The following is a 389-nucleotide window of genomic DNA, read 5'->3' as shown; positions in this document are numbered from 1 at the left end:
AGATTTACGAGCAACCGTAACAACCGGTTTTTGGCCAGCAATTGTCTCTAAATCTGAAACAGCATGCTCCATAACATTTTTATCAGCAACGGCCTCACCTACACCCATATTTAAGGTGATTTTCTCAATACGCGAACAGCATACCGATGGCGAAGCCGCCGACCACCAAGTGCCAGTACCAAGGCATAGCAAACATAGCGTTGGTGTCAGAACCGATGAAGTTAAACAGCGAAGACATCGCAATCATACCGATTTTCCACACCGCCGCCGGTAATGGCAGCACGAATAACCGGCGCGGGTACAACCTCGCCTTTTCCTTGGTCGATCAAAACCATCGCCATGCGTTTGCCGCCATTTGCGGCAGTCAAGTCGCCAAAGATACTGCCGCC

1 protein-coding gene and 2 pseudogenes are annotated in these 389 nt (G+C 50.1%); all 3 read right to left on the bottom strand.

What is annotated here, in order from left to right; translation table 11 throughout:
- Window positions 1–132 (bottom strand): annotated as a pseudogene (rplE, locus tag ACRPFF_RS11540) (50S ribosomal protein L5); the annotation flags it as partial.
- Window positions 125–247 carry a hypothetical protein gene (locus ACRPFF_RS11535; RefSeq protein ID WP_432674678.1) on the bottom strand — a complete coding sequence of 41 codons (123 nt, stop codon included), beginning with the start codon at window positions 245–247 and terminating at the stop codon, window positions 125–127. The gene ACRPFF_RS11535 and the pseudogene rplE, both read right to left, overlap by 8 nt.
- 7 nt (window positions 248–254) lie before the next feature.
- Window positions 255–389 (bottom strand): annotated as a pseudogene (locus tag ACRPFF_RS11530) (SecDF P1 head subdomain-containing protein); the annotation flags it as partial.

Origin of the sequence: Neisseria sp. SLRRB23 (genome assembly GCF_050896295.1) — a bacterium.
Taxonomy (GTDB): Bacteria; Pseudomonadota; Gammaproteobacteria; order Burkholderiales; family Neisseriaceae; genus Neisseria.
Note: the sequence above shows the minus strand (reverse complement) of the source record. Positions and strands in the feature narration are given on the sequence as shown.